The organism is Streptomyces sp. NPDC059649 (assembly GCF_042734445.1).
In the GTDB taxonomy this organism is placed as follows: domain Bacteria; phylum Actinomycetota; class Actinomycetes; order Streptomycetales; family Streptomycetaceae; genus Streptomyces.
Window position 1 is genome coordinate 127,237 of the sequence record NZ_JBHWDV010000005.1, and the last position, 17,775, is coordinate 145,011.

Below are 17,775 nucleotides of genomic sequence, written 5' to 3' on the forward strand. Positions count from 1 at the left end.
AGCAGGCAAGGAAGGGGCGTGATGTGATCCACACAAGAGGAAAATTAATGGCCATTGTCATGGACCTTCCCGTAGAAAATGGGCTATGTGGCTCCTCTTCCTCCTCGTCGCCGCGGTGGTGGCGGTGTTTTCCTGTGCGCGGGTGTGCCGGGCCGCGGTCGCCGCGGCCCGGACCGGACGGCCGGCCCGGCCGCCGGTCTCCGCGCCCGTCCCGGATCCGGCCGGTGACGACGGGCCCGCGCCCGGACTGACCCTCTACGAGATGGCCTACCTCTCCGGCGGGCCGCAGCGGCTCGCCGATGTGGTCCTGGTGCTGATGGCCCAGAAGCGGCGGCTGCTGCTCGCCCACACCGGCTGGGCCACCGTCGTCGAGCCGGTCGCGCAGGACCCGTTCGAGCGGGCGACGCTCAGCGCGATAGGGCCGGACGGACAGCGCCCGATACCCGCGGTGCGGGAGGCCCTGGTGGCCGACGAGGCGGTGCGGGCGGTGGCCGACAAGCTGGTGGCCGACGGGCTGGCGCTGCCGGCCGCGGCCCGCCCGGGCATCCGCAGCGGCGTCCGCCAGGTGTGGGCCGCCGCCCTCCTGGTCGTACTGGCCGCCGCCGCGGCCTACTGGATGGCACCGCCCCACGCGAACACCGCGTTGCTCCTGGGGTGGTTCTCGCTGCCGCTGGTGCTCTGTCTGGGGACCCTGGCCGTGGCCCGCTTCGAGCTCCACCCGTACCGCGACTGGGCCACCGAGGCGGGCGAACAGCGCCTTCCCGGGAGCGCCGAACGGTCTGACTCACGGCCCTCCTCCGGCCCCCTGGCACCCCTCACCTCCCTTCTCTCCCTTGCCCTGCACGGCCCCACCGCCCTCACCGATCCCGCCCTTCGCGCCGCGCTCCACTCTTCCGGGGCATAGCGTCCGACACCGGTGCCCGGTGCTTTACATCGCCAATCACCGCCCCAACTATCCCTTTTGTATGCACACACGAAGGGACGGCCAGTGAGAGCACTTGCGTTGTACGGCACCATCGGGTCGCTGATCGTGACCGCCCTCGCCACTGCCCCGGCGGGCGGCACCACGCAGGCGGCCGGGGCACCGCCCGCGCCCGTCGCGCACCGCATCGACTTCGGCCGGTGCGCGCCGGTGGAGCATCTGCCGTCGTCCGTCGAGTGCGGCAAGCTCACCGTCCCCCTCGACTACGCGCGCCCCGACGGCAAGAAGATCCAGCTCACGGTCAGCCGGGCGCGGGCCACCGCACACCGTGAGCGGCAGGGCTCGCTGGTGTTCAATCCGGGCGGCCCCGGCGCCTCCAGCCTGGAATTCCCGCTCTACGGCGCGCTGCCCAAGTGGACCCGGCTGGCCCGGGCCTACGACTTCGTCGGCTATGCCCCGCGCGGGGTCGGCCGTTCGGCGCCGCTGTCGTGCCAGGACCCCAAGGAGTTCGGCAAGGCGCCCACCGACAGCCGGATGTACCCCGACGCGGCGTTCAAGCGCAAGAAGCGGGAGCAGGCCAGGGCGTACGCCCGCGGCTGCGCCCGGCGGGCCGGCGCCGACCTGCCGTTCTACAACTCGGTCAACAACGCCCGGGACCTGGACATGCTGCGGGCCGCCCTCGGCGAGAAGAAGCTGACCTTCATCGGCGCCTCGTACGGGACGTACTTCGGCGCGGTCTACGCGACGCTCTACCCGGGCCACGTACGGCGGATGATCTTCGACAGCGTGGTCAATCCCGAGCCCCGGCAGATCTGGTACCGCAACAACCTCGACCAGGACATCGCCTTCGAGCGCCGCTGGGGCGACTGGCTGCGCTGGGTCGCCAAGCACGACGACCACTACCACCTCGGCAAGACCAAGAAGGCCGTGCAGCAGGCGTACGACACGGCCGCCGGGAAGCTGCGCCGCCACCCGGTCAACGGCAAGATCGGCGCCGGTGAGCTGCAGGCCGCCTTCCTCAAGACGGGCTACAACGACGGCTTCTGGCCGCTGCGCGCCGAGGCGCTCGCGAGCTATCTGCACGGCGATCCCAAACCGCTGATCGCCCAGGCCCTGCCCCAGCAGACCGGCGCCAAGGACGCGGAGAACGCCAATGCCGTCTACACGGCCGTGGAGTGCAATGACGCGCCCTGGCCGCGGTCGTGGCGGACCTGGGACCGGGACAACACCGACGTCGCCGAGATCGCACCGTTCGAGACCTGGGACAACGCCTGGATGAACCTGCCGTGCGCGTACTGGCCGGAGCGGACGCAGTCCGCGGCGGCCGGGGTCGAGGCGGCGGCCCACCGGGCGGAGCACGGGTCGGGCCAGGAGCTGACGGACGCCGCCGGCCATGCCGCCGCCACCGAGCTGGACGGTGCGCTGCACGGCCGGCGCCTCCCGCTCGACGTCCACACCGAGCCCGGTGCGCTGCCGCCGGTGCTGCTGCTGGCGGCCGAACGGGACGCCGCCACGCCGTACCGGGGCGCGCTGGAGCTGCAGCGCCGGCTGCCCGGCTCGTCGCTGGTCACCGAGAACGGTGCGGGCACCCACGGCATCGGCTTCGGCGAGAACGACTGTGTGACCCGTTACGCCGAGGCGTATCTGCTGCGCGGGAAGATCCCGGCGCACAAGGTGTACTGCGCGCCGCGCGCGGAGCCGGTGCCGGGCCAGCAGACGACCCGGGCCCAGCACGCCCTCCCGGGGAAGTAACCAGCACGACCGACGAGCGGGCCGCCCCGGGGCAGGGGCGGCCCGCTCGTCCGTGCAGGGAGGTCAGGCCAGCCCGGCGACCAGCTCGGCGACCGCCTTGCGACGGCCGGTGTAGAACGGGATCTCCTCGCGGACGTGCATCCGCGCCTCGGAGCCGCGCAGATGACGCATCAGGTCGACGATGCGGTAGAGCTCGTCGGCCTCGAAGGCGAGCACCCACTCGTAGTCACCGAGCGAGAAGGACGGCACGGTGTTGGCGCGGACGTCCGGGAAGCCGCGGGCCATCTTGCCGTGGTCGGCGAGCATCCGGCGACGGTCCTCGTCGGGGAGGAGGTACCACTCGTAGGAGCGCACGAAGGGGTAGACGCTCACATAGGCGCGGGGACGCTCGTCGGCCAGGAAGGCCGGGATGTGCGACTTGTTGAACTCGGCGGGGCGGTGCAGCGCCATGTTGGACCACACCGGGTCGAGCGCGCGGCCGAGCCGGGTGCGGCGGAAGAGGTTGTAGGCGTCCTGGAGGGCGTCCGAGCTCTCGGAGTGCCACCAGATCATGACGTCGGCGTCGGCGCGCAGGCCGGAGACGTCGTAGGTGCCGCGGACCACCACGTCCTTGGCGGCGAGCTGCGCGAACAGCTCCTCGACCTCGTCGGCGTAGCCGGTGCGGTCCTCGGGGAGGACGTCACGCAGCTTGAACACCGACCAGAGGGTGTAGCGGATGACCTCGTTGAGGTCCTTGGCCTTCTTGCCGGCGTTCGGTGCCTTGTCGGGCGCCGCAGGGGTCTGCGGTGCGGAAGCGGGGGTGGAAGCGTCTGTCATGTCGTCCATTCTCGCTCGCCGGGCAGGCCGGCCGGCCGCAGGGTGCCGAGGATGTCCTCGGCGGCCGTGCGGGCCGAGGCGATGCACGCGGGGATGCCGACGCCGTCGTAGAGCGCACCGCAGACCCGCAGGCCCGGCAGCTGGCCGACGGCCTCCCGGATGCGGGCCACCCGCTCCAGATGGCCGACCGGGTACTGGGGCAGGCCGCCCTCCCAGCGGGTGATCCGGGCGGCGACCGGCGCGGCGGTCAGCCCGATCGCCGCGCGCAGGTCGGCGCGGGCCAGGGTGGTCAGTTCGGCGTCCTCGCGCGCCAGGTCCGCCTCGTCGCCGTAGCGGCCGAGGGAGGTGCGGAGCACGAAGAGGTCCGGGTCGGCGCGGTCGATCCAGCCCCACTTGTTGCCGGCGAAGGTGGCGGCCTTGATCTTGCGGCCGTCCACGGGCGGGACGAGGAAGCCGCTGCCGGTGGGCTGCCGCGCCAGCTCGGAGCGGCGGAAGGCCATGGTGACCAGGGCCATCGAGGCGTATTCGACGGTGGCCAGTTCGCGGGCGGCGGGCGCGCAGTCCTGGGCGAGCAGCCGGGCGGTGTCCGGCGCGGGGGTGGCGAGGACGACCGCGTCGGCGGTGAGCGCCGCGCCGTCGAGCTCGATCCGCCAGCCGTCGGCGGACCGCCGGACCGCGCCGACCGGTGTGCCCGTCCGGATCTCGCCGCCCTTGGCCCGGACGGCCTCGGCGACCGCGCCGGGCAGCGTCCCGATCCCGCCCTCGATCCCCATGAACACCGGGGCGCCCGGGCCGCCACCACCGGCCGCCGGGCCGATCTGGTGCATCGCGGCGGCGGCCTGGGCCTGGATGCCGCGGACCCCCTCCAGCAGCGAACGGCTGCTCCGCGCGGCCTCGAACAGCTGCGGTACGGCGGCCCGCATGGAGATCTGGTACGCATCGCCGGCGTACACCCCGCCCAGCAGCGGCTCCACCAGGCGGTCGACCACCTCGCGGCCCAGGCGCCGGGCGACGTACTCCCCGACCGCGACGTCCGCGCCGATCTCCGTCCGGGGCAGCTCGGTGTCCTGCTCGATGCGGGCGAGGCCCTCCGGGGAGACGACACCGGAGGCGGCGAGCGGGGCGAGGTCCCCGGGGACGCCCATGACATGGCCCTTGGGCATGGGCCGCAGCGCACCGCGGGTCCAGAGGGACGCGGTGGCCGTCGTGGGCGGCCGGAGCCGGTCGCCGATCCCGACGGCGCGCGCGAGCTCCACCGCCTCCGGCCGCCTGGCCAGCATCGATTCGGCACCGAGGTCGACCGGGACGCCGGCGATCTCGCCCGCCCGCAGCTTGCCGCCGAGCCGGTCCGACGCCTCCAGGACGGTCACCCGGGCGCCGCCTTCGAGCAGCCGGTGGGCGGCCGCCAGTCCGGAGATGCCGCCGCCGATGACGACGACATGCCCGGCGTCGCCGGGACCGGGGGCCGTACTCGTGTGCGCTGCGCTCATGGCTCCACTGTCTCAAAGGGCACCGACAACGCCGTGACCGGATCGCGACCCGGGAAAGCGCAACCCCTCCCCGGGCGCCCCCGTCGAAGAAGCGCCGGTCGAAGAAGCGCCACCGGCACGTCACTTGGTGGGAGCGCAGATGCGGCGAACAGCACGAGCGGGGCGAACGGCGACGGCGGGGCTGCTGCTCACCGTCGCCCTCACGACTGCCGGGTGCGGCGCCGCGACCGGCCCGAGCACGACGGAGGCGGCGCTGCCCGGCAAGGGGGCGCCGAACCGGGCGGCGGCCGACGGCCGGACCGGTGCCCGGGGCCCCGCGGAGGGCGCCGCCGCCCGCCCGGGTGGCCGGCTCGCCAAAGTGCCCGGGGCAGCGGCGGCGCAGATCGTCCGGACCGCGACGCTCACCGTGCGGACCGAGGACGTCTCCGGGGCGCTGGCCAGGGCGCGGGCGGTCGTGGACGGCGCGGGCGGCTACCCGGCCGCCGAGTCCACCGACCGGGACCCGGAGGGCCATGAGCGGTCGCGGCTGGTGCTGCGGGTGCCGCCGGCGGAGTACGACGCCGTCCTGGGGCGGCTGGCCCGCCTGGGCACCGTGGTGTCCCGTGAGGCCTCGGCGAAGGACGTCACCGCTCAGGTGGTGGACATCGACAGCCGGGTCCGGACGCAGCGGGCGAGCGTGGCGCGGGTCCGGGCGCTGATGGAGAAGGCGACGTCGATCGGCGACATCGTCTCGCTGGAGTCCGAACTCAGCAGCCGCCAGGCGGATCTGGAGTCCCTGGAGGCGCAGCTGAAGTCGCTCAAGGACCGGACCGCGATGGCCACCGTCACGCTGCTGCTGCGGCAGCCGGACGCCGCCCCCGACGGCGCGTCCGACGACGACGCGAGGTCCTTCGGGGACGCGCTGTCCGGCGGCTGGCACGCCTTCCTGGCGGCCGTGAAGTGGCTGCTGGTGGCGCTCGGCGCGGTGCTGCCGTTCGCGGTGGCCGTGGGGCTGCTGTACGGCCTGGGGCGGCTGGTGCGCGGCCGGCTGCCGTCGGCGTTCCGGCGCCGGCCCCGGGCCGCGGACACCCGGGACGCACCGGGACCGGGCGAGGGGGAGCGCGCCCCGGCCGACGGGACGGCGGACGACCCGCAGGACCCCGGGCGGACCGTACCGGCCGGGGAGGGTGACCGAGGACCCCGTTGACAGCGGGCGGCGGCGGGCAAAGACTCGGTTCGGCGGCGGCGATCTTCGTACCGTCCGCCGACCGTTCGAGAGCCGGGACAGCGAGGACAGCGCCTGATGACCGAGCCACGCCTGCGGGATGTCTACATCGTCGACGCCGTACGGACCCCCGTCGGCAAATACGGCGGCGCGCTGGCCGGCATCCGGCCCGACGACCTGGCCGCCCATGTGGTGCGGTCCCTGGTCGACCGCACCCCGGACCTCGATCCGGCGCGGATCGACGACGTCTGTTTCGGCGACGCGAACGGCGCCGGCGAGGACAACCGCAACGTCGCGCGGATGGCCGTGCTGCTCGCCGGGCTGCCGGTGACCGTGCCCGGCGTGACCGTCAACCGTCTGTGCGGCTCCGGTCTGGAAGCGGTCATCCAGGGGGCCCGGGCGATCGCGCACGGCGATGCGCAGGTCGTGGTGGCGGGCGGGGTGGAGTCGATGAGCCGCGCGCCGTACGTCCTGCGCAAGCCCGAACGGGCCTTCCCCGCCGGCCATCAGGAGATGTTCTCCTCGACGCTGGGCTGGCGGATGGTCAATCCGGAGATGCGCCCGGAGTGGACGGTGGCACTGGGCGAGGGCGCCGAGCTGATCGCCGACGCGCAAGGCATCACCCGGGAACAGCAGGACGTGTTCGCACTGGCCAGTCACCAGAAGGCGGTACGGTCCTGGCGGGAGGGCGGTTACGACGCCGAGGTGGTCCCGCTCCCGGGCGTCGATCTGGTCCGTGACGAGACGATCCGCGAGGGCTCCTCCCTGGAGGCGCTGTCCAAGCTGAAGCCGGTGTTCCGGACGGCCGGGGGCACGGTCACCGCCGGCAACTCCTCCCCGCTCAACGACGGTGCGGCCGCGCTCCTGTTGGTCGACGAGGAGGGGCTGCGCGCCACCGGGCGGGAGCCGCTGGCCCGGGTCCGGGCGAGCGCGGTGACCGGTATCGAGCCCCAGCTGTTCGGGCTGGGCCCGGTGGAGGCGGTCCGGCGCGCGCTGGACCGGTCCGGGCGCGGCTTCGCCGACCTCACCACGTTCGAGCTGAACGAGGCGTTCGCGGCCCAGGCGCTGGGCTGCCTGGGCCAGTGGCCGGACCTCGACCCGTCCGTGGTGAACCCGCGCGGCGGTGCGATCTCCATCGGCCATCCCCTCGGCGCCTCCGGCGCCCGGCTGGCCGGCGCGGTCGCCCACCAGCTCGCCGCCGCGGGCTCGGGCACCGGTCTGGCCGCCCTGTGCATCGGCGTGGGCCAGGGCCTGGCGCTCGTACTGGAGCGGTAGCCGGAGCGGCACCGTCCGGAACGGTGCCGGGACCGCCCTGACGGCGGGCCGGCCGCCCGCCTCAGGTGCCCGCCCAGCGCCGTTGGTGGGCGTACGCCAGCCCGCCCACCAACGCCCCCCAGGCCAGCAGCGCGAGCCAACAGGCCGTCAGCAGTGCCGCCCATCGCCCCACGGGCGCATCGCCGCCCCCTCCGCCCCCTCCCCCGTCGCGGCGGAACACGGCCCGCCCCGGGCGGATCCGGCGTGCTCGCACGGGCACGCGGTAGACGCGGGGGACGACCGGGTATCCAGCAGGGACACAGACCGGCACATCAGATACATCAGGAACATCACACACATCAGGCACATCCGGCGAAGGGACATGGCATGGCGACGGCCGAGCGGCTGGTGATCGTCGGGGGCGATGCGGCGGGGATGGCGGCCGCGTCGCAGGCGCGCCGGCTGAAGAAGCCCGAGGAGCTCGCGATCACCGCGTTCGAGCGCAGCCACTTCACGTCCTACTCCGCCTGCGGCATCCCGTACTGGGTGGGCGGCCAGGTCGACGGACCGGACGCGCTGATCGCCCGTACGGCGAAGGAGCACCGGGCCCGGGACATCGATCTGCGGATGCGCACCGAGGTCACCGAACTCGACCTGGACCGGGGGCGGGTGCGCAGCCGGGAGCTGGACAACGGCGGGCGGGAGACCTGGACCGGCTTCGACAAGCTGGTGCTGGCGACCGGCGCGACACCCAAGCGGCCCCCGCTGCCGGGCATCGACGCCCCCGGCGTGCACGGGGTGCAGACCCTGGACGACGGCCAGGCGCTGCTGGACACGCTGGAGAAGTCCGCGGGCCGGCGGGCCGTGGTCGTCGGGGCGGGCTACATCGGCGTGGAGATGGCCGAGGCGCTGATCCACCGTGGTTACGAGGTCACCGTCCTGGAGCAGGCCGACCAGCCGATGTCGACCCTCGACCCGGACATGGGTGCGCTGGTCCACGAGGCGATGTGCCGGATGGGCATCGAGACGGTGCTCGGCGCCACCGTCACCGGCGTATCGACCGATGAGGACGGCCGGGTCGGCGCGGTCACCACCGAGGACGCCGAGTACCCGGCGGACGTGGTGATTCTGGGGCTGGGCGTACGGCCGGAGACGACACTGGCCGAGGCGGCCGGGCTGCCGCTGGGCGAGTCCGGCGGGCTGCTCACCGATCTGGCGATGCGGGTGCGCGGTCACGACACCGTGTGGGCCGGCGGCGACTGCGTCGAGGTCCTGGACCTGGTCTCGGGCCGCACCCGCCATATCGCGCTGGGCACCCACGCCAACAAGCACGGCCAGGTCATCGGCGCCAATGTGGCCGGTGGTTATGCGACCTTCCCGGGTGTGGTCGGCACGGCGGTCAGCAAGGTCTGCGATCTGGAGATCGCCCGGACCGGGCTGCTGGAGAGCCAGGCGCACGCCGCCGGACTGCGGTTCGTCGCGGTCACCGTCGAGGCCACCAGCCGTGCCGGCTACTACCCCGGCACCCGGCCGATGCACGTCAAGATGCTCGCCGAGCTCCGGACCGGCCGGCTGCTGGGCGTGCAGATCGTCGGCCGGGAGGGCGCCGGCAAGCGCGTGGACATCGCCGCGGTCGCGCTCACCGCCGGGATGACCGTGGAGCGGATGACCGCCCTCGACCTCGGCTACGCCCCGCCGTTCTCCCCGGTCTGGGACCCGATCCTGGTGGCCGCCCGCAAGGCCGCGGGCGCGGTACGGGCCGCGGGTGCCTGACCGCGGCGCGGCGCACCGCTCACGTACCGGTCGGCGTGCGGCCGGTCAGCGTGCCGTCCGGGTGTGGACGTACTCGACGAGGTGGGTGAGCGCGTCCGGGTCGGTGGTCGGCAGGACGCCGTGGCCGAGGTTGAAGACATGGCCTTCGAGACCGGCGGCGGCGTCCAGGACCTCGTCGGCCTTGGTCTCGACGGCCTCGCGCGGGGCGAAGAGGACGGCCGGGTCGAGGTTGCCCTGGAGCGCCTTGCCGGGGCCGACCCGGCGGGCCGCCTCGTCGAGCGGCACCCGCCAGTCGACGCCGACCACGTCCGCGCCCGCCTCGCCCAGCAGGCCGAGGAGTTCGCCGGTGCCCGCACCGAAGTGGATGCGCGGGACGCCGTACGACGCGACCGACGTGAAGACCTTCTCGGATGCGGGCATCACGGAGCGCCGGTAGTCGGCCGGGGAGAGCGCGCCCACCCACGAGTCGAAGAGCTGCACGGCGCTCGCGCCCGCTTCGATCTGCACCTTGAGGAACGCGGAGGTGATCTCGGCGAGCCGGTCGAGCAGATCGGCCCACAGCTGCGGGTCCCCGTACATCAGGGCCTTGGTGTTCTCGTGGTTGCGGGACGGGCCGCCCTCCACGAGGTAGCTGGCCAGCGTGAACGGCGCGCCCGCGAAGCCGATGAGCGGCGTGGAGCCGAGCTCGGCGGTGAGCAGGCCGATGGCCTCGGTGACGTAGGAGACGTCGTCCGGGGTCAGGTCGCGCAGCTGGGCCAGGTCCGCGCGCGAACGGATCGGGTTCGCGACGACCGGGCCGACACCGGGCTTGATGTCGAGGTCGACGCCGATGGCCTTGAGCGGCACGACGATGTCGCTGTAGTAGATGGCCGCGTCGACGTTGTGCCGGCGCACCGGCTGCAGGGTGATCTCGGCGACCAGCTCGGGCCGCGTGCACGACTCCAGCATCGGGATGCCCTCGCGCACCTTGAGGTACTCGGGCAGCGAGCGCCCGGCCTGCCGCATGAACCACACCGGCGTGTGCGGTACCGGCTCGCGCCGGCAGGCCCGGAGGAAGGCCGAGTCGTGGGTACCGGTCTGCTGCTGGCCCGAGGGGGTCTGGTTGGCGCTCACGCCCCAAATCTTCGCATGGGCTCCGGGGCGCCTCCGAACGGGCGACGCGTGTACCGGGTGTCCTCCGCGTATGCGGGCCCGGTTCCGCCTAATCTTCCGGGCATGGCTGCGGCTCACGAACACCTCGCGGACGGCGCGGACGAGGCCCCGATCCCCTTCCGGCAGGCGGTCGAGGCGCTCCGCGCGACACGACTGCGGCCGGAGATCGAGATCGACCCGGCACCCGCGCCGAAGCGGCTCGCCCCGTACGCGTACGCACTGGAAGCGGCGGTCGTCGAGCGGACGTCGGCGCCGGGCGCCGAGGACCGGGACCTGGCGGACGGCCGGCTGGTGCTGCTGCACAATCCGGCCGGCGAGGACACCTGGCAGGGCACGTTCCGTCTGGTGACGCTGGTACGGGCGGAACTGGAGCCGGAGATGGGCGCCGATCCGCTGTTGCCGGAGGTGTCCTGGTCCTGGCTGACGGGTGCGCTGGAGGCCCGGGGGGTGCGGTACGGCGCCCCGAGCGGCACGGTGACCCGGGCCGGCTCGCACTACTTCGGCGGACTCGCGTCGCGGGAGCCGGCGACCCAGATCGAGATCCGGGCGTCCTGGACGCCGGCCGAGGGGCCCGGCGGGGCGGTGGACCTGGGCGCGCACCTGGTGGCGTGGTGCGATCTGCTGGCGCAGGTCGCGGGGTTGCCGCCGGCCGCGCCGGACGCGGGGCCGCGCGGCGGGGTCGTCCCGTTGCCGCAGCGCCGCGGTGCCCATCCCCGCTGAGCGTCGTGGCGGCCGGCCGCGCACCGGCCGTATTGATCACGTTCGCGCCGGCTCTGATCACCTCGGTATGCAGTGGGTGCCCACCTGATCGATCACGCATCCGATTTGCCCGAATTGCCCCTAACTAAATCGTGATCAAAGTCTAAAGTCCCGCCGTATTGCTGCCGAAGAGGTCAGTGACCCTTCAAACACGGATCATTCCGGCTCCCCCCAGTCGGCTTCCGTCCCCGCCACTCCCCCAGGAGGCCCGGTGTCTGTTCTCCTTGAGCAACCTTCGAGCCTGGTCGCCTACCGCCCGAACAAGCCGACGGCCATGGTCGTCGTGGCCGACCCCCGCGTCCGCTCCACCGTCACCCGCCACCTGTGGGCGCTCGGAGTACGTGACGTGATCGAGGCGTCGTCCATCGCGGAGGCGCGCCCCCGCGTCGGCAACCCGCGTGACATCTGCGTTGCCGACGTCCACCTTCCCGACGGCTCCGGCCTCACCCTGCTGTCCGAGACCCGGGCCGCCGGCTGGCCCAACGGCCTCGCCCTCTCCGCCGCCGACGACATCGGCGCCGTCCGCAACGCCCTGGCCGGCGGCGTCAAGGGCTACGTCGTCACCGGCACCCGTACCAACCTGGGCATCCCGGGCCGTCCGGGCACCTCTCCGATCGGCGCCAACGCGGCCCGTATGCAGCGCCGTCCACCGGGCGCGCCCGGGCACCCGGGCGGCTACCGGGAGCTGTCGGGCCGTGAGGTCGAGGTGTTGCGGCTGGTGGCGGAGGGCCAGTCCAACAAGGCCATCGGCGTGTCGATGGGGCTGTCCGCCCTCACCGTCAAGAGCCACCTCGCCCGGATCGCCCGCAAGCTCGGCACCGGCGACCGGGCCGGAATGGTCGCGGTCGCGCTGCGCACCGGCATCATCCACTGACCCGTTCACACGACCCGCTCGCCCGTCGAGGGAACGTCCCCTCGACGGGCGACGTGCATACACAGATACCCTTGACTGGTGACCGACGCCCAAAAGACCGCAGCAGACACGACACTGCGAGCCCCCGGAGACTCCCCTCCGGATACCCGACCGGCGCCGGTCCCTCTCCTGGAGCCCCGTGAGGGCATCCCCCCGGTGGTCGCGACGGACGAGGCGCTCGCCGAGGTGGTGGCGGCCTTCGCGGCCGGCACCGGTCCGGTGGCCGTCGACGCCGAGCGCGCCTCGGGCTACCGCTACGGCCAGCGCGCCTATCTCGTGCAGCTGCGCCGCGAGGGCGCCGGCAGCGCGTTGATCGACCCGGTCGGCTGTCCCGACCTCTCGGCCCTGGGCGAGGCGATCGGCGACACCGAGTGGGTGCTGCACGCCGCCACCCAGGACCTGCCGTGTCTGCGCGACATAGGGATGGTCCCCACCCGGCTCTTCGACACCGAGCTGGCCGGGCGGCTGGCCGGCTTCGCCCGGGTCGGGCTGGGCGCGATGGTCGAGAAGGTCCTCGGCTTCGCGCTGGAGAAGGGCCACTCCGCGGTCGACTGGTCCACCCGCCCGCTGCCGGAGCCCTGGCTGCGCTACGCCGCGCTCGACGTGGAGCTGCTGGTGGACCTGCGCGACGCGCTGGAGGAGGAGCTGACCCGGCAGGGGAAGCTGGAGTGGGCCCGCCAGGAGTTCGCGGCGATCGCCGCCGCTCCCCCGGCGCCGCCCCGCAAGGACCCCTGGCGCCGCACGTCCGGGATGCACAAGGTCCGCCGGCGCCGCCAGATGGCGGTCGTACGGGAGTTGTGGACGGCCCGCGACCAGGTCGCCCAGCGGCGCGACGTCTCCCCCGGCAAGGTGCTGGGTGACGCCGCGATCGTGGAGGCGGCGCTGAACCTCCCGCCCAACAGCCACGCACTGGCCGCGCTGCCCGGCTTCGGCCACCGCATGGGCCGGCGCCAGCTTGAGCAGTGGCAGGCGGCCGTCGACCGTGCCCGCGCGCTCCCGGAGAGCGAGCTGCCGCAGCCCGGTCAGCCGCTCAACGGCCCCCCGCCGCCCCGCTCCTGGGCCGACAAGGACCCGGCCGCGGCGGCCCGGCTGGCGGCCGCCCGCGCCGCGGTCAGCGCGCTGGCCGAGGAGCTCAACCTGCCGCAGGAGAACCTCATCACGCCGGACACGGTGCGCCGGCTGTGCTGGGAGCCGCCCGCCGTGCCCAGCCGCGAGGCGGTCGTCGAGATCCTCACCGGCTACGGCGCCCGCCCCTGGCAGATCGAACAGGTCGCCCCGATCCTCACCGAGGCCCTGCTGGCGGACGCCGAGAACGGCTGAGCCGCCCGCTCCGCCACCAGGTCGACCAGGACCGGTCCAGGGGATCAGTCCTGGTCGACGTGCATCCGGAGCACCTTGCGGTTGGTCGCGTCGATGTCGTAGGTGGTCTTGTTCCAGTCGTCGGTGGTGACCACGTCGACGGACCAGGCCGCCTGCTTGCCGCCGTTGTCGGCCTCGCCCAGCTCCAGTGCGGTGACCGTGCCCTTCGTCTTCGCGGTGGCCGTCTCGACCGCCTGCTGGGCGGTGACGGTGGCCTCGGCGAGCCGGGCGGCCAGTTGCTTCTTGTCGTCGACGTCGTCCGACTCGGTGCGCGGCGGATCGGCCTTGCCGGAAACCGCGTTGACGCGGACCGAGTGCGCGGTCCCGTCGGACGTCGCGACCGCCGTCTGCCAGTAGGGGCTCTTCGGCGTGCCCTTGAGTTCCGCCGCGATCGGCTCCGAGGCCGGGACCGCGGCGACCGCCGCGCGCAGCGCCCGCTCGTAGTCCACCTTGGCGGCGGGGATCAGCGCCTTCCGTTCGGTCTGGTCCGCGGTGAGCGTGGTGCCCGGTGAGCCGGGGACCGAGGCGGGCACCGCCCGGGACGGGGCCGCGCTGTCCCGGCCGGGCGTCCCGGTGCCGTTGGTGCTCCCGTTTCCGCAGCCCGTCAGCAGGGCGCCGCCCAGGGCGACGGCGATACAGAGCACCGCACTCCTCTTTGTGTCCATACGGTCACTTTAGGTGGGATGTAGTGCTATTTGCGCCAGGACCCGACGGCATCCGGTCGTTTTCGATCATCGGTTTCGGTCGCGCGATTCCCCCTGGGCGGCGCGCCGCGGCGGGCGCCCCGCACCTCCATCCGGTGTGACCTTCACCGCTCCCGGCGGTGGGGGTGGGCAGGCTGGTTACCCGTAAGTAGCATGTCGGTGGGAAGCGTCCCTGGGGCGCGCCCGCAGCAGTGCCATCCCGCACCTGGAGGAGAGCCAACGTGCCTCGTACCGCTAGGGACGTCGTCTTCGTCGACGGCGTCCGCACCCCGTTCGGCAAGGCGGGCCCGAAGGGCATCTACCACGAGACCCGCGCCGACGACCTGGTCGTGAAGTCGATCCGGGAGCTGCTGCGCCGCAACCCCGGTCTCGACCCGGCGAAGATCGACGAGGTCGCCATCGCCGCCACCACCCAGATCGGCGACCAGGGCCTGACCCTCGGCCGCACCGCCGGCATCCTCGCGGGCCTCCCGCAGTCGGTGCCCGGCTACTCCATCGACCGTATGTGTGCCGGTGCGCTGACGGCCGTCACGACCACCGCGGGCTCCATCGCCTTCGGCGCCTACGACGCCGTCATCGCCGGCGGTGTCGAGCACATGGGCCGTCACCCCATGGGCGAGGCGGTCGACCCCAACCCCCGCTTCGTCAGCGAGAAGCTGGTCGACGAGTCCGCGCTGTTCATGGGCATGACCGCGGAGAACCTCCACGACCGCTACCCGCAGCTGACCAAGGAGCGCACCGACGCCTACGCGGTGCGCTCGCAGGAGAAGGCCGCGAAGGCGTACGCCAACGGGAAGATCCAGCAGGACCTGGTCCCGATCTCGGTGCGCAACACCAACGCCGAGGTGGGCGAGACCGGTTGGGGCCTGGTGACCGCCGACGAGCCGATGCGCCCGGGCACCACCCTGGAGAACCTCGCGGGCCTCAAGACCCCGTTCCGCACCCACGGCCGGGTCACCGCCGGTAACGCCGCCGGTCTCAACGACGGCGCCACCGCCTCGATCATCGCCTCCGAGGACTTCGCCCGGGAGCACGACCTCCCGGTGAAGATGCGCCTGGTCTCCTACGCCTTCGTGGGCGTCGAGCCCGAGGTCATGGGCTACGGCCCGATCCCGGCGACGGAGAAGGCGCTCGCCAAGGCGGGCCTGGGCATCGGCGACATCGGCCTGTTCGAGATCAACGAGGCGTTCGCCGTCCAGGTCCTCGCCTTCCTCGACCACTACGGCATCGCGGACGACGACGAGCGCGTCAACCAGTACGGCGGCGCGATCGCCTTCGGCCACCCGCTGGCCTCCTCCGGTGTCCGGCTGATGACCCAGCTGGCCCGCCAGTTCGAGGAGCAGCCCAAGGTCCGTTACGGCCTGACCACCATGTGCGTCGGCTTCGGCATGGGCGCGACGGTCATCTGGGAGAACCCGAACCACAAGGACGCCGGAGGCAGCAAGTGAGCACCACCACCACCGCCGAGCTGCTCAAGGGCGCGGCCGAGCTGTTCCCGGACGAGGTCGTGACGTCGGCGCACGTGCGCCACCTCGACCTGCCGTTCGGTGCGGGCCGGTTCGCCCTCATCACGCTGGACAACGGCTTCGACCACACCAAGCCGACCACCTTCGGCCCGGCCTCGCTCGCGAACCTCAACGCGGCGCTCGACCAGGTCGAGAAGGAGGCCGCGGACGGCGAGATCGTCGGCGCCGGCATCACCGGCAAGCCGTTCATCTTCGCGGTCGGCGCCGACCTCAAGGGCGTCGAGCTGCTGAAGCGGCACGAGGACGCGCTGGCCATCGGCAAGGGCGGCCACGAGGTCTTCAAGCGGCTCTCCGGGCTGGCCGTGCCGACCTTCGCGTACTACAACGGCGCCGCGATGGGCGGTGGCGTCGAGGTCGGTCTGCACTGCTCGTACCGCACGGTCTCCAAGGCCCTGCCGGCCTTCTCGCTGCCCGAGGTCTTCCTCGGTCTGGTCCCCGGCTGGGGCGGCTGCGCCCTGCTGCCGAACCTCATCGGTGCGGACAAGGCCGTCTCGGTCATCATCGAGAACTCGCTCAACCAGAACAAGCAGCTCAAGGGCCAGCAGGTCTTCGACCTCGGCATCGCGGACGCGATCTTCGAGGGCGCGGACTTCCTGGAGCAGTCGCTGATCTGGACCGCGCAGGTGCTCAAGGGTGACGTCAGCGTCGAGCGTCCGGAGATCGACCGCGGCGAGGCCTGGGACCAGGCCGTCGCCAAGGGCCGGTTCATCGCCGACGGCAAGGTGCACGGCGCCGCCCCGGCCGCGTACCGCGCGCTGGACATCATCGCGGCCGCCAAGAGCGGTGACCTGCAGGCCGGTTTCGACGCCGAGGACCAGGCGCTCGCCGACCTCATCATGGGCGGCGAACTCCGCGCCGGCATCTACGCGTTCAACCTGGTGCAGAAGCGCGCCAAGCGGCCCGCCGGCGCCCCGGACAAGAGCCTGGCCCGCCCGGTCAGCAAGGTCGGCGTGGTCGGCGCCGGCCTGATGGCCTCTCAGCTGGCGCTGCTGTTCCTGCGCCGCCTGGAGGTGCCGGTGGTCCTCACCGACATCGACCAGGAGCGCATCGACAAGGGCGTCGGTTACGTCCACGGCGAGATCGACAAGCTGCTGGGCAAGGGCCGGATCAACCAGGACAAGGCCAACCGCCTCAAGGCCCTGGTGACCGGTGTCCTGGACAAGGCCGAGGGCTTCGCGGACGCGGACTTCATCATCGAGGCCGTCTTCGAGGAGATCGGCGTCAAGCAGCAGGTCTTCGCCGAGGTCGAGGCGGTGGCGCCGGCGCACGCGATCCTCGCCACCAACACCTCCTCGCTCTCCGTCACGGAGATGGCCTCCAAGCTCCAGCACCCCGAGCGGGTCGTCGGCTTCCACTTCTTCAACCCCGTCGCGATCCTCCCGCTGCTGGAGATCGTCCGCGGTGAGAAGACCGATGACGCCGCGCTGGCCACGGCCTTCGCTGTCGCCAAGAAGCTGAAGAAGACCGCGGTCCTCACCAAGGACGCCCCGGCGTTCGTGGTGAACCGCATCCTGACCCGCTTCATGGGCGAGATCCAGAACGTCATCGACGAGGGCACCCCGGTCGAGGTCGCCGAGAAGGCCATCGAGCCGCTCGGGCTGCCGATGTCGCCGCTGGTCCTGCTGGAGCTGGTCGGCCCGGCGATCGGTCTGCACGTCTCCGAGACGCTGCACGGCGCCTTCCCCGAGCGCTTCAAGGTGTCGCCGAACCTCAAGGCGGTCGTCGAGGCCGGCAAGCGCGGCTTCTACGTCTACGACAGCGGCAAGCCGGAGCTGGACCCCGAGGTCGCCGCGCTGCTCAAGCAGGGCGACTCGGTGCTGACCGAGGCCCAGGTCCGCGACCGGGTGCTCGACGCGGTCGCCGAGGAGATCGGCATCATGCTCGACGAGGGCGTGGTGGCCGAGGCCCAGGACATCGACCTGTGCCTGATCACCGGTGCCGGCTGGCCCTTCCACCTGGGCGGCATCACGCCGTACCTGGACCGTGCGGGCGTCTCCGAGCGGGTGACCGGCAAGAAGTTCCTGGCCCCGGGCGTGGCGAGCGTGCCCGCGTAACGCGGCTCGGTACGAAGGCGCGGGCCGGCTCGGCGGAGCCGGCCCGCGCTGCCGTATGTCCGGGCGGGGTCCGTCGGCGCCCCGGCATGGCAGGGTG

Annotated in this window: 14 protein-coding genes; 10 read left to right on the forward strand and 4 right to left on the reverse strand. The window is 73.0% G+C overall.

What is annotated here, in order from left to right:
• The first annotated feature begins 85 nt into the window (after positions 1 to 85).
• Entirely contained in the window at positions 86 to 904 is an 819-nt protein-coding gene (locus tag ACFV1J_RS10255) for a TIGR04222 domain-containing membrane protein (protein WP_385856853.1), read from the forward strand.
• Between the two features lie 84 nt (positions 905 to 988).
• The gene (locus tag ACFV1J_RS10260) at positions 989 to 2,674 is read left to right on the forward strand and encodes an alpha/beta hydrolase (protein ID WP_385856855.1); all 1,686 of its coding nucleotides are present in this window, start codon (positions 989 to 991) and stop codon (positions 2,672 to 2,674) included.
• 63 nt (positions 2,675 to 2,737) lie between these two features.
• Here the strand turns inward: ACFV1J_RS10260 and hemQ are convergent, their stop codons facing one another.
• On the reverse strand, positions 2,738 to 3,499 hold the full coding sequence (gene hemQ, locus ACFV1J_RS10265; RefSeq protein WP_385856856.1) for a hydrogen peroxide-dependent heme synthase: 762 nt from the start codon (positions 3,497 to 3,499) through the stop codon (positions 2,738 to 2,740).
• Entirely contained in the window at positions 3,487 to 4,980 is a 1,494-nt protein-coding gene (gene hemG / locus ACFV1J_RS10270; RefSeq protein WP_385856858.1) for a protoporphyrinogen oxidase, read from the reverse strand. Before hemG ends, hemQ begins: the two co-directional genes overlap by 13 nt.
• Before the next feature lie 139 nt (positions 4,981 to 5,119).
• Here hemG and ACFV1J_RS10275 point away from each other — a divergent pair, with 139 nt between their 5' ends.
• From ACFV1J_RS10275 to ACFV1J_RS10285, 3 genes are all read left to right on the forward strand, one after another.
• Positions 5,120 to 6,166, forward strand: coding sequence for a DUF4349 domain-containing protein (locus ACFV1J_RS10275; protein ID WP_385856859.1), 1,047 nt, complete (start codon positions 5,120 to 5,122; stop codon positions 6,164 to 6,166).
• 96 nt (positions 6,167 to 6,262) lie between these two features.
• Entirely contained in the window at positions 6,263 to 7,459 is a 1,197-nt protein-coding gene (locus ACFV1J_RS10280; protein ID WP_385856860.1) for a thiolase family protein, read from the forward strand.
• Positions 7,460 to 7,825: 366 nt separating this feature from the next.
• Positions 7,826 to 9,211 carry an FAD-dependent oxidoreductase gene (locus ACFV1J_RS10285; protein ID WP_385856861.1) on the forward strand — a complete coding sequence of 462 codons (1,386 nt, stop codon included), beginning with the start codon at positions 7,826 to 7,828 and terminating at the stop codon, positions 9,209 to 9,211.
• Between the two features lie 45 nt (positions 9,212 to 9,256).
• On the opposite strand, the gene hemE is transcribed toward ACFV1J_RS10285, so the two are convergent.
• Positions 9,257 to 10,324, reverse strand: a complete 1,068-nt coding sequence (gene hemE, locus ACFV1J_RS10290; protein WP_385856862.1) for a uroporphyrinogen decarboxylase — start codon at positions 10,322 to 10,324, stop codon at positions 9,257 to 9,259.
• A 102-nt stretch (positions 10,325 to 10,426) separates the two neighbouring features.
• Between hemE and ACFV1J_RS10295 the strand changes: the two genes are divergently transcribed.
• The 3 genes from ACFV1J_RS10295 (at position 10,427) to ACFV1J_RS10305 (ending at position 13,355) form a co-directional block, all read left to right on the forward strand.
• Entirely contained in the window at positions 10,427 to 11,083 is a 657-nt protein-coding gene (locus tag ACFV1J_RS10295; protein WP_385856863.1) for a DUF3000 domain-containing protein, read from the forward strand.
• Between the two features lie 250 nt (positions 11,084 to 11,333).
• Positions 11,334 to 11,996, forward strand: coding sequence for a response regulator transcription factor (locus tag ACFV1J_RS10300; RefSeq protein ID WP_006602452.1), 663 nt, complete (start codon positions 11,334 to 11,336; stop codon positions 11,994 to 11,996).
• A gap of 78 nt (positions 11,997 to 12,074) precedes the next feature.
• Entirely contained in the window at positions 12,075 to 13,355 is a 1,281-nt protein-coding gene (locus ACFV1J_RS10305) for an HRDC domain-containing protein (protein ID WP_385856864.1), read from the forward strand.
• A 44-nt stretch (positions 13,356 to 13,399) separates the two neighbouring features.
• Here the strand turns inward: ACFV1J_RS10305 and ACFV1J_RS10310 are convergent, their stop codons facing one another.
• The gene (locus ACFV1J_RS10310) at positions 13,400 to 14,059 is read right to left on the reverse strand and encodes a PepSY domain-containing protein (RefSeq protein WP_385856865.1); all 660 of its coding nucleotides are present in this window, start codon (positions 14,057 to 14,059) and stop codon (positions 13,400 to 13,402) included.
• Positions 14,060 to 14,319: 260 nt separating this feature from the next.
• On the opposite strand from ACFV1J_RS10310, the gene ACFV1J_RS10315 reads away from it, so the two are divergent.
• Together ACFV1J_RS10315 and ACFV1J_RS10320 are read left to right on the forward strand one after the other, a co-directional pair.
• Positions 14,320 to 15,546: a thiolase family protein gene (locus tag ACFV1J_RS10315; protein ID WP_385856866.1), complete on the forward strand. Its 1,227-nt coding sequence runs from the start codon at positions 14,320 to 14,322 to the stop codon at positions 15,544 to 15,546.
• On the forward strand, positions 15,543 to 17,678 hold the full coding sequence (locus ACFV1J_RS10320) for a 3-hydroxyacyl-CoA dehydrogenase NAD-binding domain-containing protein (protein WP_385856867.1): 2,136 nt from the start codon (positions 15,543 to 15,545) through the stop codon (positions 17,676 to 17,678). Before ACFV1J_RS10315 ends, ACFV1J_RS10320 begins: the two co-directional genes overlap by 4 nt.
• The last annotated feature ends 97 nt before the right edge of the window (positions 17,679 to 17,775 follow it).

What these genes read in the sequence shown, in the direction of transcription:
- ACFV1J_RS10255 (WP_385856853.1), top strand. Translation starts at nt 86, where the DNA reads ATGTGGCTCCTCTTCCTCCTCGTCGCCGCGGTGGTGGCGGTGTTTTCC.
- hemQ (WP_385856856.1), bottom strand. Translation starts at nt 3,499, where the DNA reads ATGGACGACATGACAGACGCTTCCACCCCCGCTTCCGCACCGCAGACC.
- hemG (WP_385856858.1), bottom strand. Translation starts at nt 4,980, where the DNA reads ATGAGCGCAGCGCACACGAGTACGGCCCCCGGTCCCGGCGACGCCGGG.
- ACFV1J_RS10275 (WP_385856859.1), top strand. Translation starts at nt 5,120, where the DNA reads ATGCGGCGAACAGCACGAGCGGGGCGAACGGCGACGGCGGGGCTGCTG.
- ACFV1J_RS10280 (WP_385856860.1), top strand. Translation starts at nt 6,263, where the DNA reads ATGACCGAGCCACGCCTGCGGGATGTCTACATCGTCGACGCCGTACGG.
- ACFV1J_RS10285 (WP_385856861.1), top strand. Translation starts at nt 7,826, where the DNA reads ATGGCGACGGCCGAGCGGCTGGTGATCGTCGGGGGCGATGCGGCGGGG.
- ACFV1J_RS10295 (WP_385856863.1), top strand. Translation starts at nt 10,427, where the DNA reads ATGGCTGCGGCTCACGAACACCTCGCGGACGGCGCGGACGAGGCCCCG.
- ACFV1J_RS10310 (WP_385856865.1), bottom strand. Translation starts at nt 14,059, where the DNA reads ATGGACACAAAGAGGAGTGCGGTGCTCTGTATCGCCGTCGCCCTGGGC.